13 protein-coding genes and 1 pseudogene are annotated in these 14,829 nt (G+C 68.3%); 13 read left to right on the top strand and 1 reads right to left on the bottom strand.

Going from position 1 to position 14,829, the window contains the following annotated elements:
• Positions 1-2 precede the first annotated feature (2 nt).
• The 12 genes and pseudogenes from EV652_RS15315 (at position 3) to EV652_RS15260 (ending at position 13,260) form a co-directional block, all read left to right on the top strand.
• Complete coding sequence (locus tag EV652_RS15315; protein WP_132209801.1) at positions 3-659, top strand: response regulator transcription factor; 657 nt, start codon at positions 3-5, stop codon at positions 657-659.
• Positions 656-1,897 carry a sensor histidine kinase gene (locus EV652_RS15310; RefSeq protein ID WP_132209800.1) on the top strand — a complete coding sequence of 414 codons (1,242 nt, stop codon included), beginning with the start codon at positions 656-658 and terminating at the stop codon, positions 1,895-1,897. The genes EV652_RS15315 and EV652_RS15310 overlap by 4 nt, the downstream gene beginning before the upstream one ends.
• 43 nt (positions 1,898-1,940) lie before the next feature.
• Positions 1,941-2,285, top strand: coding sequence for a YciI family protein (locus tag EV652_RS15305; protein ID WP_132209799.1), 345 nt, complete (start codon positions 1,941-1,943; stop codon positions 2,283-2,285).
• Positions 2,282-3,496, top strand: a complete 1,215-nt coding sequence (locus tag EV652_RS15300) for an RNA polymerase sigma factor (protein WP_439649058.1) — start codon at positions 2,282-2,284, stop codon at positions 3,494-3,496. The genes EV652_RS15305 and EV652_RS15300 overlap by 4 nt, the downstream gene beginning before the upstream one ends.
• Positions 3,497-3,648: 152 nt before the next feature.
• Positions 3,649-6,258 carry a rifamycin-inactivating phosphotransferase gene (gene rph / locus EV652_RS15295; RefSeq protein WP_132209797.1) on the top strand — a complete coding sequence of 870 codons (2,610 nt, stop codon included), beginning with the start codon at positions 3,649-3,651 and terminating at the stop codon, positions 6,256-6,258.
• A 31-nt stretch (positions 6,259-6,289) separates the two neighbouring features.
• Positions 6,290-7,054 carry a methylenetetrahydrofolate reductase gene (locus tag EV652_RS15290; RefSeq protein ID WP_132209796.1) on the top strand — a complete coding sequence of 255 codons (765 nt, stop codon included), beginning with the start codon at positions 6,290-6,292 and terminating at the stop codon, positions 7,052-7,054.
• Between the two features lie 198 nt (positions 7,055-7,252).
• Positions 7,253-7,480: pseudogene (locus EV652_RS45270) on the top strand (4Fe-4S binding protein); the annotation flags it as partial.
• Positions 7,481-7,656: 176 nt separating this feature from the next.
• Positions 7,657-8,157 (top strand): NADH-quinone oxidoreductase subunit J family protein, encoded by a 501-nt coding sequence (locus EV652_RS15280; protein ID WP_132209795.1) that lies wholly within the window; start codon positions 7,657-7,659, stop codon positions 8,155-8,157.
• A gap of 1 nt (position 8,158) precedes the next feature.
• Positions 8,159-8,485 (top strand): NADH-quinone oxidoreductase subunit NuoK, encoded by a 327-nt coding sequence (gene nuoK / locus EV652_RS15275; RefSeq protein WP_132209794.1) that lies wholly within the window; start codon positions 8,159-8,161, stop codon positions 8,483-8,485.
• Positions 8,482-10,245, top strand: a complete 1,764-nt coding sequence (locus tag EV652_RS15270) for an NADH-quinone oxidoreductase subunit 5 family protein (protein ID WP_132209793.1) — start codon at positions 8,482-8,484, stop codon at positions 10,243-10,245. Before nuoK ends, EV652_RS15270 begins: the two co-directional genes overlap by 4 nt.
• The gene (locus EV652_RS15265) at positions 10,242-11,768 is read left to right on the top strand and encodes a complex I subunit 4 family protein (protein WP_132209792.1); all 1,527 of its coding nucleotides are present in this window, start codon (positions 10,242-10,244) and stop codon (positions 11,766-11,768) included. The genes EV652_RS15270 and EV652_RS15265 overlap by 4 nt, the downstream gene beginning before the upstream one ends.
• 40 nt (positions 11,769-11,808) lie before the next feature.
• The gene (locus EV652_RS15260) at positions 11,809-13,260 is read left to right on the top strand and encodes an NADH-quinone oxidoreductase subunit N (RefSeq protein WP_132209791.1); all 1,452 of its coding nucleotides are present in this window, start codon (positions 11,809-11,811) and stop codon (positions 13,258-13,260) included.
• 115 nt (positions 13,261-13,375) lie between these two features.
• Here the strand turns inward: EV652_RS15260 and EV652_RS15255 are convergent, their stop codons facing one another.
• On the bottom strand, positions 13,376-14,218 hold the full coding sequence (locus EV652_RS15255; protein WP_158441165.1) for an arylamine N-acetyltransferase family protein: 843 nt from the start codon (positions 14,216-14,218) through the stop codon (positions 13,376-13,378).
• A gap of 84 nt (positions 14,219-14,302) precedes the next feature.
• Between EV652_RS15255 and EV652_RS15250 the strand changes: the two genes are divergently transcribed.
• Positions 14,303-14,824, top strand: a complete 522-nt coding sequence (locus EV652_RS15250) for a GNAT family N-acetyltransferase (protein ID WP_158441164.1) — start codon at positions 14,303-14,305, stop codon at positions 14,822-14,824.
• Positions 14,825-14,829 lie beyond the last annotated feature (5 nt).

Below are 14,829 nucleotides of genomic sequence, written 5' to 3'. Positions count from 1 at the left end.
GCGTGCGGGTTCTGGTGGTCGAGGACGAACCGTTGCTGGCGGCAGCGATCGCGGAGTGGTTGCGGGACGACTCACATGCCGTCGACGTGGCCGGCGACGGTGGTGCCGCGCTGGAACGGCTGACGGTGAACGAGTACGACGTACTCGTGCTCGACCGTGACATCCCCGTCGTCCACGGTGACGAGGTGTGCCGGCGGCTGGTGGAGTCCGGGTCGGCCACCCGGGTGCTGATGCTGACGGCTGCGGCTGCTGTCACCGACCGGGTGGAGGGACTGGGATTGGGCGCAGACGACTACCTGACCAAGCCGTTCGCCTTCGCCGAACTGGCCGCGCGGGTGCTTGCCCTCGGGCGGCGGAGTCGTCCTGCGGATCCGCCCGTACTGCGTCGTGCCGGAGTGACCCTGGACCCGGCGCGGCACGAGGTGTTCCGGGACGGGCGGTACGTACCGCTGTCGAAGAAGGAGTTCGCCGTACTGGCGGAACTACTGCGAGCCGACGGCGCGACCGTCTCGGCCGAACAACTGCTGGAGAAGGCATGGGACGAGCACGTGGATCCGTTCACCGGGGCGGTCCGGCTGACCATCCTGAAGCTTCGGCGGAAGCTGGGGGAGCCGGGGCTGGTGGAGACCGTCACCGGGGTCGGCTACCGCATCCCATGAAGCGGCTGACGCTGCGCGGGCGGCTGACGCTGATCTATGCCGGGCTCTTCATGGTGGCCGGTGTGCTCCTGCTCGGTGTCACCTACCTGCTGTTCAGCCAGAACCTCAACGGCGGCTACCGCGTCTTGGTGCAGGGCACGTACCTCAACCCACCGGCGAGCGCCGGAACGCCTTCCCCGGGCACGCCGTCCGCCAGCCCGACGCCGCGGCTGCCCAACCAGGTGTTCGTCCTGAACAAGGACGGCGACGTGCTCACCGGTCCAGCAGCCGAGCAAGCGATGCAAGAGCAGAGGGAGCAGGTACGCCAGGCGGCGATCAAGTCCTTGCTCACCCAGGGCAGCATCGCCTTGGTCGTCGTCGGCGGGCTGGCGGCCGGTTTCGGCTGGCTGGTCGCCGGACGGGTGCTGGCCCCTCTGCACCGGGTCACCGACACCGCACGACGCATTGCCGCGTCACCGGCTTCCCTGCACGAGCGGATCGATCTGCGGGGACCTGACGACGAGGTTAAGAACCTGGCGGATGCTTTCGACACGATGGTCGAGCGGCTGGACCACTCGTTCGACGGCCAGCGCCGGTTCGTCGCCAACGCCTCCCACGAGTTGCGTACGCCGCTCACCCTCGGCCGAGCGCTGGTCGAGGTGGCGATGCACCGGCGTACGGCGTCCGGCGACGTCAAGGAACTGGGCGAGAGCCTGCTGACGATCAACGCCCGGCACGAGCAGCTGATCGACGGCCTGCTGATCCTGGCCGACTCGGAGAAGCAGCTCACAACTGTTTACCCGGTCAACCTTGGCGACATCGTCAACCACGTCGCCGGCCAACTCTCAGCCGAGGCTTCGGCAGTCGGCGTCGAGCTGATCCGCGGACCGGGCGACGCTCCGACCCAGGGCGACGCCCTGCTGCTGGAACGCCTCGTCCACAACCTGGTCGAGAACGGTATCCGCCACAACCTGTCCGAGGGCGACCGCTGGGTGCGAGCAGTCAGCAAGACCGTCGGCGACCGAGTCGAGGTCGTGGTCACCAACACCGGCCCCGACATCCCGCCGTACGAGGTCGAATCCCTTTTCAAGCCCTTCTACCGCCTGGGCGCCGAACGCCTGGTCGGCGGCAAGGGCGCAGGTCTGGGCCTGTCGATCGTCCGCTCAGTCGCAGAAGCCCACAACGGCACCGTGACCGCAACCCCTCGGCAGGGCGGCGGCCTGGAGATTACCGTGTCGCTACCTGTCGATCCGGGATGAGACCGTTCGTGTAGGTGGTGACACCACTCATCAGGAGGTCGAGATGAACCAGTACCTGCTCAGCATCTACCAGCCTGACGGACCGCCGCCCTCGGACGAGTTTCTCGAGCCGATCATGCGTGAGCTGAATGCGTTGAACGAGGAGATGCAGGCGGCTGGGGTCTGGGTGTTCGCCGCCGGGCTGCATCCGGCGGAGACCGCGACCGTGCTAAAGGCGTCCGGTGACGAGGTGCTGATTACCGACGGTCCGTTCACTGAGGGCAAGGAGCACCTCGGTGGCTTCACCGTCATCCAGGTGGATGACCTGGACGCCGCGCTCGAGTGGTCGCGGCGGCTGGCCCGGGTGCTCGAACCGCTGTCGATAGAAGTTCGTCCGTTCGTGTCGTGAGTGTGGACATCGCCGGGGTCTTCCGGGCCGAGCACGGGCGGGCGGTCGCCGTACTGACGCGCGTGTTCGGCGATCTGGAGATCGCGGAGGACGCCGTCCAGGATGCGTTCGCCGCGGCGGTGGAGAAGTGGCCGGCGAGCGGCGTACCGCCGAGCCCGTCCGGGTGGATCATCACCACCGCCCGGAACCGCGCGATCGACCGGTTGCGGCGTGAGGCGGTGCGTGCGGACAAGCATGCCCAGGCGGCCTTGCAGGCCGAGTTGCTGCAGGCCGAGGAAGAACCGGTGGAGGAGGGCGTCGTGCAGGACGACCGCCTCCGGCTGATCTTCACCTGCTGCCACCCGGCCCTAGCGCTCAACGTCCGCGTCGCCCTGACTCTGCGGATGCTCGGCGGGCTCACCACGGCCGAGATCGCGCACGCGTTCCTGGTGCCGGAGCCGACGATGGCGCAGCGGCTGGTCCGCGCGAAGGCGAAGATCCGCGCCGCCGGGATCCCGTACCGGGTGCCGTACGAGGCCGACCTGCCCGAGCGCGTCCGCGGTGTCCTGGCCGTCGTCTACCTGATCTTCAACGAGGGGTACGCCGCTTCGTCCGGCGAAGCCCTCGTCCGCGACGAACTCTGCGCGGAGGCGATCCGCCTCGGCCGGCTGCTGGTCGAGCTCATGCCCGACGAACCCGAGGCCGTGGGCCTGCTCGCCCTGATGCTCCTGCAAGCGTCCCGCCGTCCGGCCCGCGTGCAATCCGACGGCTCACTGGTCCTGCTCGCCGACCAGGACCGAGCGCTGTGGGACCACACCTTGATTGCCGAAGGCCAGGAGTTGGTACGACGCTGCCTCCGCCGCAACCAGCCCGGCCCGTACCAGCTCCAGGCCGCGATCAACGCCGTACACAGTGATGCGGCGACCGCCGCCGAGACGGACTGGCGGCAGATCCTCCAGCTCTACGACCACCTGCTCGTGATCGCGCCGAGCCCCGTCGTCGCCCTCAACCGAGCTGTAGCGCTCGCTGAGGTGGACGGTCCGTCAGCCGCGCTCGACCTGATCGACGACCTGGACCTCGGCTCCTACTACCTCTTCCACGCAATCCGGGCCGACCTGCTGGTCCGTCTCGACCGCCGCCCCGAGGCCCGCGCCGCCTACCAAGCCGCCCTCGACCTCACCACCAACCAGACCGAGCAAGACTTCCTCCGCGCCCGGCTGAGGCCTCTCTAGCCGGACGACCTTCGCGGCGGACGGCAAAAGAAAATGCAAGGAGAAGGATCTCCTTGCATTTTCAGGTTATAGCGCACTGGTGGGCTTGCGGCAAGGCCCGGGTGGTGCCTCATGATTGCCGACCGGAGCATGGCTACCTCGGAGGTATCGCAGTGATCGCGCAGTACGTGCTGGATCTTCAGGAGGTTGACGAGCGGCAGGTCGCGGTCGTTGGCGGCAAGGGCGCGCACCTGGGGGAGTTGTCGCGGATCGAAGGCATCCGCGTGCCGGCCGGCTTCTGCGTGACGACGGACGCCTTCCGGCGGATCATGGCGGAAGCGCCGTCGATCGACGATCGGCTCGATCAGCTGTCGCGCCTGAACCCGGACGACCGGGAGGCGATCGGCGCGCTCAGCGCGGAGATCCGTCAGACGCTCGAAGGGGTCGCCATCCCCGACGAGTTGGCGGCCGCGGTCACCGACGCGCTCGCACGAGTCGGCGAGCAAGCGGCGTACGCCGTCCGATCCAGCGCGACGGCAGAGGACCTGCCGACGGCCTCGTTCGCGGGCCAGCAGGATACCTACCTGAACGTCGTTGGTCCGGCGGCGATCCTCCAGCACGTCAGCCGGTGCTGGGCGTCGCTGTTCACCGAGCGGGCGGTGACCTACCGCCTGCGGAACGGCTTCGACCACCGGTCGGTCACCATGGCCGTGGTCGTGCAGCAGATGGTCTTCTCGCAGGCGGCCGGCATCCTGTTCACGGCCGACCCCGTCACGGGCAACCGGAAGGTCGCCGCCGTGGACGCCGGCTTCGGCCTCGGCGAGGCCTTGGTCTCCGGCCTGGTGAACCCGGACGTCTTCAAGGTGCGCGACGGCGAGGTCATCGCCAAGACGGTCGCCGCCAAGATGCTCGCCATTCACGCTCTGCCGACCGGCGGAACGGAGGTACTGGCGATCGACCCGCAGGAGCAGGTGCAGCCGGCGCTGACTGATGCGCAGGTCGTGCGGCTCGTGCAACTCGGGCGGCGGATCGAGGCGCATTTCGGCCGCCCGCAGGACATCGAATGGTGCCTGGTCGACGACGATTTCCAGATCGTTCAGAGCCGGCCGATCACCACCCTGTTCCCGATCCCCGAGACCGGCGACCAGGAGAACCACGTCTACCTGTCCGTCGGCCACCAGCAGATGATGACCGACCCGATGAAGCCGCTGGGCATCTCCATGTGGCAGCTGACGGCCATGGCGCCGATGCTCGAGGCCGGCGGGAGGCTGTTCGTCGACGCCACTGCGCTGGTGGCCTCGCCGGCCCGCCGCGCCGGCTTCCTGGACGTCGCGGGGAAATCCGATCTGCTGATGAGGGACGCGGTGGAGACCGTCATCGATCGCGGTGACTTCCTCCCGACTCTCCCTGAGGCAGGGCCCGCCCAGGGTCCCGGTGGGCCACCGGTCCGCGGCGCGTCCGCCTCGCTCGAGACCGATCCGGCCATCGTCACCGGGCTGATCGAGCGCAGTCAGGCGTCCATCGCCTCCCTGCGGCGCGACATCGCGACGTTGACCGGGCCGGCGCTGTTCGACTTCCTGCTGGAGGCCTTCCAGGAGCACAAGCGAGTCCTCGGTGATCCCCTGAACATGCAGGCGATCATGGCGGGAATGGAGGCCACCTGGTGGCTCAACGACCAGCTGCAGGAATGGCTGGGCGAGAAGAACGCGGCCGACACGCTCACGCTGTCCGCTCCCAACAACGTCACGTCGGAGATGGGCCTGGCGCTGCTCGACGTCGCCGACGTGATCCGCCCGCATCCGGAGGTGGTGGCGTTCCTGCAGGGCGTCGATGACGCGGACTTCCTGGACAAGCTGCCGAAGGTCGCGGGCGGGACCGAAGCGCGCGATGCCATCGAGGCCTACCTCGACCGGTACGGCATGCGCTGCGTCGGCGAGATCGACATCACCAGGCCACGCTGGAGCGAACGGCCCGCCACGCTCGTGCCGCTGATCCTCGACAACATCAAGCTCTTCGAACCGGGCGCCGCCCAGCGGCGCTTCGAGCAGGGGCGCCAGGAGGCGCAGAACAAGCAACAGGAACTGCTCGAGCGTCTGCGGGCATTGCCGGACGGGGAGCAGAAGGCCGACGAGACCCAACGGATGATCGACCGGGTCCGGACCTTCATCGGCTACCGGGAGTACCCGAAGTACAACATCATCAGCCGCTACTTCGTCTACAAGAAGGCCCTGCTGGAAGAGGCCGGGCGCCTCGTGCAGGCCGGCGTGCTCCCCGAGAAGGAGGACATCTTCTACCTCACGTTCGAAGAGCTCCACGACGTCGTGCGCACCCACCAGGTGGACGACCAGCTCATCCAGCAACGCAAGGACGCGTTCCGGTCGTACCACGCGCTCACGCCGCCCCGGGTACTCACCTCTGACGGCGAGGCCATCGTCGGCGCGTACCGGCGCGACGACGTGCCGGCCGGTGCCCTGATCGGCCTGCCGGTCTCCGGCGGCACCATCGAGGGCAGGGCCCGCGTCATTCTCGATATGGAGCAGGCCGATCTCGAAGCGGGCGACATTCTGGTCACGGCCCACACCGACCCCAGCTGGTCGCCCCTGTTCGTCGCGATCACGGGCCTGGTGACGGAGGTGGGCGGCCAGATGACCCATGGCGCAGTGATCGCCCGGGAGTACGGCTTGCCGGCCGTCGTCGGTGTGGTTGATGCCACCCGGCTGATCCGGGACGGGCAACGGATCCGCGTACACGGAACCGACGGGTACGTCGAGATCCTGCCCTGACCGACCCCAGCGAGTTCAGTAGGGTCGGGGGATGGCTGTGGACGGTTTCGAACTGGTGTGTGAGGTGGAGCCGCCGACGCGGCCGGACCTGAAGAAGGTGCGGCACCAGATCGGTGTGATGAGTCCGATCGCGGACGCGTTCCTGATCCCGGACAACCACATCGGGCGGGCGACCGTGTCGAGTGTGGCGGTCGCGAACGAGGTGCAGGCGATGGGGTCGCGCGGGATCGCCTGCCTCAACTCCCGGGACCGGAACCTGCTCGGTTTCCGCCGCGACCTGCTCACCGCGGCGGCGTACGGCGTCGAGCAGTTCCTGTTCGTGCACGGCGACGACCCGGCCGAGGGTGCGCGGACCAGCCAGCTGACCGTGCGGACGATGATCGAGCAGGCGCGCGGTACGTCGTACCCGGGGTGCAACCCGTTCCAGGTCGGCGCGGCGACCCGGCTGCGGCCGGTGCCGCGGTGGAAGGCCGAGGCCGACTTCCTGTACGTCCAGGTCAGCTACGACCTGGACGAGCTGCTCCGCTGGCGAGACAGCGTCGTACTGGACATCCCCGTGTACGCCGGGGTGATGGTGCTGGCAAGCGCGAAGATGGCCCACAACCTGGCGGCCCTGCCGCAGCTCAGCATCCCGGACGCCCTGATCGAGGCGGTGGACCGGGATCGGGACGCCGGCGTCGACCACGCGTGTGAGCTGATCCTGAAGATCCGTGACTCGGGGGCCTTCAACGGCGTTCACCTGATACCGGTCAGCCGATACCGGCAGGTTGCCGCCCGCCTGGAGCGCGAACTCTGACCTCGGGTCGCGCCAGTTTGAGCCGGAACCGACTAGTGTCCTGCTTGCAGGGTCCTACTGACGGGAGGAGGAGACGTGGGCATACCTGGCAAGGGGTTGATCGAGGGGCTGAAGGTCACCGCCAAGACGCTGGCCCGCCGCTCCGTCACCGAGCAGTACCCCGATGTCCAGCCGGAGTTGCCACCGCGGAGCCGGGGCGTGATCGCGCTGCTGGAGGAGAACTGCACCTCCTGCATGCTGTGCGCCCGGGAGTGCCCGAGCTGGTGCATCTACATCGACTCGCACACCGAGACCGCGCCGTCGGTCGGTGAGCAGGCCCGCGAACGCAGCCGAAACGTGCTGGACCGGTTCGCCATCGACTTCAGCCTGTGCATGTACTGCGGGATCTGCATCGAGGCCTGCCCGTTCGACGCGCTGTTCTGGTCGCCGGAGTTCGAGTACGCCGAGACCGACATCCGCAACCTGACCCACGAGAAGGACCGCCTCCGCGACTGGATGTGGACCGTCCCGGCACCGCAGCCGATCGACCCAGGACCCACAGTCACGCCGGCCCCGGAGGCGGTCACTTCCTCGGAGACGGTCACCTCCTCGGAGGATGAGGCGTGACCACTGCACTCTTCAGCGTTGCCGGAGCAGTCGCCCTCATCGCTTCCGTCATCGTCGTCACTTCCCGTCGCATCGTCCATGCCGCTCTGTGGCTGGTCGTCGCGCTCGGTGCGGTCGCGGGCTGCTTCGGCGTCCTGCACGCCGAGTTCGTCGCGCTCGTGCAGATCCTGGTGTACGTCGGCGCGATCGTCGTACTGGTCCTCTTCGCCCTGATGCTCACCAAGGCGCCGACCAATCCGCTGCCCACCGTGACCACTGGCCGCAGCCCGTTCGCGGCGGCGGTGGCCGGCGTCCTGGCGCTGATCCTCGGCGCCGGCGTGGTGCTTGCCTTCGGCAACGAGAAGATCAAGCCGGTGCCCGACGGGTCCGCGGAAGCCATCGGCACCGCGATCTTCAAGACCTGGGTGCTTCCGTTCGAAGTTCTGTCCGTCCTCCTGCTGGCAGCGTTGATCGGAGCGATCGCCTTGTCCCAGCGGAAGAAGACGGAGGAGGACTGAGATGCCGTTGGTTCTTCCGCTGCTGCTGGCGGTCGCATTGTTCTGCATCGGCGTGTACGGCGTACTCGCGCGGCGCAACGCGATCACGCTGCTGATCTCCTTCGAGCTGATGCTCAACGCGGTGAACCTCAACCTGGTCGCCTTCGACGCCTGGCGGCTCGACGGCCTCGCGACCGGCCAGACGCTGGCGATCTTCGTGATCACGCTGGCGGCGGCCGAGATCGGGCTCGGCCTCGCGATCGTGCTGCTGCTCTTCCGCGGCCACGGTCATGTCGACGCGGACGCGGCGCGTGACCTGGTCGAGCAGGAGAAGGGTGCGGCCACGTGATCGCGACCGCCTGGCGCGTGATCGGCGTCGGCTTCTCCCTGCTCGTCGTCCTCATGGCCGGTCTGCTGTCCGGCGCTGAGCCCGATCAGACCAGCTTCCTGAACTCGTCCGTCGGCGATCTCACCATCGGCTTCGCCGTACGCACCGACGACCTCACCGTCCTGATGCTCGCGGTCGTCGGAGTGATCGCGACCTGCGTCCAGGTCTACTCGGTCGGCTACCTGCATCAGCGTCCGGCGTCGTACCACGCTCTCGTCACCCTGTTCACCGCGGCGATGGTGATGGTCGTGGTCGCGGACAGCCTGTTCCTGCTGCTGATCGGGTGGGAGGTGATGGGCGCCTGCTCGTATCTGCTGATCGGGCACTACTGGGAGCGCCGCGACGCCCGCTCCGGCGCGGTCAAGGCGTTCCTGATGACCCGACTCGGCGATGTCGGCTTCCTGTTCGGCATCTTCGTCCTCGGCGTCGGCGCCGGTACCTTCCGGATCTCCGAACTCGACCCCAGCCAGATCTCCCCAGGCGTCCTGACTACCGGCACACTGCTTCTTCTGGTCGGCGTGGTCGGCAAGTCGGCCCAGGTCCCGTTGCAGACCTGGTTGCCGGACGCGATGCCCGGCCCGAGCCCGGTCAGCGCGCTGATCCACGCCGCGACGATGGTTGCCGCCGGCGTCTTCCTGATCGCCCGCCTGTACGACCTCTTCACCGCCTCCGAGACCACCATGACCGTGCTGGCGATCGTCGCCTCGGTGACGATGCTGTTCGCCGCGCTGTGTGCGATGGCCGCGGTCGAGGTGAAGCGCGTGCTGGCCTGGTCGACCGTGAGTCAGCTGGCGATCATGTTCTCCGCGCTGTCCTTGGGTACGGCGGATGGTCGGCACGCTGGGCTCTTCCAGTTGGTCACCCACGCCGCGTTCAAGGGTCTGCTGTTCCTCTGTGCCGGCGTGCTGCTCCACCAGGTCGGTAGTGCGGCGTTCGTCGTACTGCGTCGCTACACGCGTCGGGGCCGGTTGCGTAAGGCGTTGCCGGTCACGTTCGCCACCATGACGGTCGGTCTCGCGTCGTTGGCCGGCGTACCTGGGTTCGCCGGGTTCTTCTCGAAGGACGCGGTGGTCGAGGCGGCCTGGGAGCACGCGCGAGACGGTTCGGTCATTGGATGGGTCGTGCTGGTATCGGTGTGCCTGACCGCGGCGATGACCGCGTTCTACTGCGTGCGGTTGTGGTTGTGGGTGTTCTTCCGGACGCCCGCGCTCGCCGGCGCGATGGGGGCCTTCGAGGACGACGACCCGATGGCCGACCTCGAGGAGCCCGACAGTTCCAAGCTCCGCGACGCGCCGTGGGTGATGCTGTCGCCGTTGGTCCTGCTCGCCATCGCTTCGGTCGTTCTCGGGTACGTCGACGGCGTACATCTGAACTGGATCGTCGGGTTGGTGACGACTGTGCTCGCGTTGCTCGGAGCGCTTCCGGCGTACTCGTTGTGGTCGCGGGGAGCGGATCCGCGGCCGAAGGTGCTGGAGCGTGAGTTCGGCGTCGACACCCTGTACCACCGGATGTTCGCCGTACCGGTGCGGTGGCTCGCGCGGCTGACGGTCGCGGGGGATCAGGATGTGGTCGGGGCTTATGTGCGTGCGGTCGGTCGGACCGGGACCTTGGCGTCGCAAGGGTTCCGGCGCTTGCAGACCGGGAATGTGCAGACGTACTTGACTGCGGCGGTCGTTGGCGTGGTCGTGCTCGCGGTGCTTGCCGGGGTGATCGGCTCATGAGCGCGATCTTGCTGGGGATTCTTGCGTTGCCTCTGCTGGCGGCCCTTGCGTTGTGGGCGGTTCCGGCCGCGATCGGGGATCGGCTGGCGGCGCTGTACGGCTCGGTGATCTCGGGGCTGGTGCTGATCGGGTCGCTGTTGCTCTGGCCCACCGGGGGCTGGTTCGCGTACACGAACCTGCTGGACGAGGTGCTCGGCGAGGACGTCCGGCCGCTGCAAGCGGTGACGAACGTGCCGTGGATTCCCTCTCTCGGCGTGCGGTTCCATGTCGGAGTGGACTCGATCTCGATGCCGCTGATCGTGCTGACCGCGCTGCTGGTGTTCCTGTGCTGCCTGTACTCGTTGAAGATCACGCCGCGGGTCGGCCGGACCCGGTCGCTGATCGCGCTGCTGCTGGTGATCGAGGCCGGCGTGATCGGCACCTTCTCGGCGATGGACCTGGTGCTGTTCTTCCTCTGCTTCGAGATCGTGCTGATCCCGATGTGGCTGGTCATCGACATCTGGGGTGACGACCACGACCCGGCCGGCCGCAAGCGGGCCGCGCTGACCTTCGTGCTGATGACCGTGCTCGGCTCGGCGCTGATGCTGCTCGGGTTCCTGCTCGTGTACCGGGAGGCGGGGACGTTCGACATCGTCCGGCTGACCAACTCGCCGGTGCTCGGCGGACACGGGGTGCCACTCGCCGCAGCGGTGCTGATCGCGGTCGGCCTCGCGGTGAAGGTGCCGCTGTGGCCGTTGCACATCTGGTTGCCGGACGCGCACGCGAAGGCGCCGACGGTCGGGTCGGTCCTGCTGGCGGGCGTGCTGCTGAAACTCGGTACCTACGGCCTGATCCGGATCCTGGTCCCGGTGCTGCCCGATGCGACTGTCACGATCGCGCCGTACCTGGCCGGTTTCTCCGTCGTGGCGATCATCGCCGGGTCGCTGGCGTGCCTGGCGCAGACCGATGTGAAGCGGCTGATCGCGTACTCGAGCGTCGGTCACATGGGTTTCATCGTGCTCGGCATCGCGACGCTGTCGCCGGCCGGGCTGCGGGGCGCGCTGTTCGCGAACATCGCGCACGGGATCATCACCGGACTGCTGTTCTTCCTGGCCGGTGCCATCAAGGATCGGCACGACACCAGCGACCTGCGGACGATCGGGCGGGCACTGTATGCCCGGTTGCCGCGGATCGGTGCGCTGCTGACGTTCGCCTGCCTGGCGTCGCTCGGATTGCCCGGGCTGGCCGGGTTCTGGGGCGAGATGCTGGTCCTGCTCGGTGCGTACGACCCCAGTGATCTGTTGCCCCGGACAACTTATCTGGTGTTCATGGTGATCGCCGGCCTCGGGACCGTGCTGACCGCCGCGTACTTCCTCCGCCTGGTCCGCAACCTTTGCCAGGGTGATCCCGCCGAGCATCCGTCCGCGGCCTTCGCGGTCGACCTGAGCCGGATCGAGCTCATCACCTGGGCGCCGCTGATCGCGCTCACCGTCCTGCTCGGCGTCTGGCCCGGCCTCCTCCTACACCAGTGGGGCAGCCTGTGACAGTGCACATTGCCACGCCGCCGCGCGGCGGGAGGGCCCCATGACCCTGACGTGGACTGACTGGCAGGCGGTCGCCGTACCGCTGGTGCTTGCGCTCGGGGCGGTCGCCGTGCTGTTGATCGACGCCTTCTGGCGGAGCGCACCGGCGCAGCTCCGGCACACCCTGATCACGCTCCTCACCGGCGGGGTCATCCTGTTCGGGCTGGTCTTCGCCTTTGCCCAGCGGGACGACTTCAAGCCGGCCTTCTGCCGGCCGGTGGTCGAAGGGCCGGCTGAGTGCAGCCTGGTGTTCGAGCCGTTGACCGCGGGGTTGTGGGCGGTGCTACTGATCGGCGGACTCGGGGTCGTCGGGTTGTCGGCGTACAAGCTGCTGGCCGCGGACATCCCGGTCGGCGAGTACCACTTCCTGCTGCTCAGCGCGCTCGTCGGCGCGACGGTTCTTGCCGGGGCGCGTGATCTCGCCACGGTCGTGATCGCGCTGGAGGTCGTGTCGCTGCCGAGCTTCGCGATGGTCGCGTTGCGCCGGGATCGCCGGGGGTCCGAGGGTGCGCTGAAGGCGTTCCTGGTGTCGGTGCTGTCGACCGCGGTGATGCTGTTCGGCATCTCCTACCTGTACGGCGTGACCCGCTCGCTGTACCTGACCACGATCGCGAACCGGCTGAGCGGGCTCGACCCGGATCTGCAGCGGGTCGCGTTCGCGGCCGGGTTGTTCGTGATCGTCGGGTTCGCGTTCAAGATCGCGGCGGTGCCGTTCCACGGCTGGCTTCCGGACACGTACGTCGGTGCGCCGATCGAGGTGACCACGTTCCTCGCCGTGGTGTCGAAGTCGGCCGGTGTCGCCGGTCTGCTGGTGCTGGTGACGGCCGGGATCGCACCGGACGGATCGGATCTGCGCACGGTGGTCGCCGTACTCGCCGCGGCGACGATGACGGTCGGCAATCTGGCCGCACTGCGCCAGGTGGAAGCGGTGCGGCTGCTCGCCTGGTCCTCGATCGGTCAGGTCGGGTTCCTGCTCGCGCCGCTGGCGGTCGGTGACGCGCAGGCTGTGGTCGGGTATCTGGCGGCGTACGTCGTGGTGACCCTCGGCGCGTTCGGGTCGGTCGCTGTGGTGCAGCGGCATCGGCCGGGTGGGCTGCTGTCGGACTATCGCGGCATGGTGCGTTCCGAGCCAGGGCTCGCGGTCGCGCTGATCCTCTTCCTGGTCGTGCTGGCCGGTCTGCCGCCGGGGCTGGCCGGGCTGTTCACCAAGTTCGCCGCGTTCCAGGCCGTCATCGACGCGCATCTCGGCTGGCTCGCGATCGTGATGGCGATCAACGTGATGATCGGCCTGGCGGTCTACCTCCGCTGGATCGCCGAGCTCTTCCGCCTCCCCGCCGAGGACCCGTTCTCGGTCGACATCGAGTCCCCGGCTGTTGCGATGATCTCGCTCTGCGCCGCGACTGCCGCCGTACTGTCGGTCCTGCCGAGCACCCTGTTCGCGCTGGCCACCTGACAGCTTCAGGACAACCGCGCCCGGCTCGACCGGTCGCGGCCTAGGGTGTTGCAGGTGATCGTGCGCAAGTACGTCGTCACCACCGCCATCCTGGTCCTCGTGACCAGGCGATAGCTCAGGCGGACTGCTTGGCGAGGAAGTCCTCGTACTGCGACCAGACCCGGCGCCAGAGTTGGTCGCGCTGAGCGGCGTCCAGGTGTGGGAGCGGCAGGTAGAACACGTCGGCCAGCGTGGCGAAGTAGTCGGCCGGGTTCTCGATGATGGTCGAGTCGATCCGGTCGGCGAGCGTCTCGGTCAGCCCGACCGAGCGCAGGATGACGGCACTCGCCGACTTCCGGCGGAAGGCGGAGGCGAGCCGGCGGAACGGGGACTCCGGGTTGGCGGAGAGGTTCGCGTGCTGGGCGGCGAAGGCTTCCAGGCCGACCGCGGCGGACTCGAAGTCCATGCCGATCAGGTTGGCCCGCGGGTCGTGGTCCAGCCGCCAGCCGTCGACCTTCTCGGACGGCCGCAACCGCAGGTCGAACGGCTCCTGATAGCTACTGCCCACCTCCAGCGGTAGCGGCCACACCAGAGTCTCGCCGAGCCCGGCATCGACCAGCCAGACGCGGTCCGGATCCTCGACCAGGCCGCTCACCGTGAGCACCATGTGGCTGACGTCGCCGGGTCGGGTCGGAGTCTGCGCGCCGCCGCAGTGCATCGTCACCCGGTAGCCGAGTTCGGTGAGCAGGAGGGCGAGGCACCCGTTCAGCTGGAAGCAGTAGCCACCGGTCTCCCGCGCGATGATCCGCTTCGCCGTCTCCTCCGGCTCGAGGGGGCCGCCCGGCGCCAGCTGGAACTGCACGGATTCGTACGGCGCCTGGTCGACGAACGCCTCGTGCAACTGGGACAAACCTTCCAATCGAGGTGGGCCGTCGTACTCTCTGATCCCGATCCGTCGCAGGAACGCCTGGGTGTCCACCCGGGCGAGGCTAGTTGCCCGATTCGGCCGCCGCCACCGAGTTGCACCTTCCGGTAGCCGTCGGCGCCCGGCAGGATTCACCGGGTGATCGACGTGCTCGACGTACAGCAGTCACTCGGGGCCGCTCCGGAGCTGGCCGCCGTCTACCTGTCCGCCTTCGGGGCACCCGGGTACGACGAGGATGCCGCCCGGGCCGAGGAGTTCGGGAACGAGCAGTTGCCGCTGCACTCACAACGGGACGGGTTCAAGCTCGTCGCCGCCAGGTCGGACGACCGGATCGTCGGGTTCGCGTACGGGTTCACCGGCCAGCGCGGGCAGTGGTGGTCGGAGCGGGTTGCCGAGGCCGCACCGGCGGAGATCGTCGAGGAGTGGGTGGGCGGGCACTTCGAGATCGTTGATCTGGCCGTGATGGTCGAGGCTCAGGGACAAGGGCTCGGTTCGGCGCTACACGACGTACTGATGGCTGACCTTCCGCACGAGAGGGCGCTGCTGACGACGTGGGCGGACGATCGACCCGCGCCCAGGCTGTACCGGCGGAAGGGCTGGCAGGTGCTGGTCCCGGATCTGGGCTGGGGATCGGCGCTCTACGGGTTAAGGCTTCGCTGAGCTTT

The organism is Kribbella steppae, from assembly GCF_004342025.1.
In the GTDB taxonomy this organism is placed as follows: domain Bacteria; phylum Actinomycetota; class Actinomycetes; order Propionibacteriales; family Kribbellaceae; genus Kribbella; species Kribbella steppae.
Note: the sequence above shows the minus strand (reverse complement) of the source record. Positions and strands in the feature narration are given on the sequence as shown.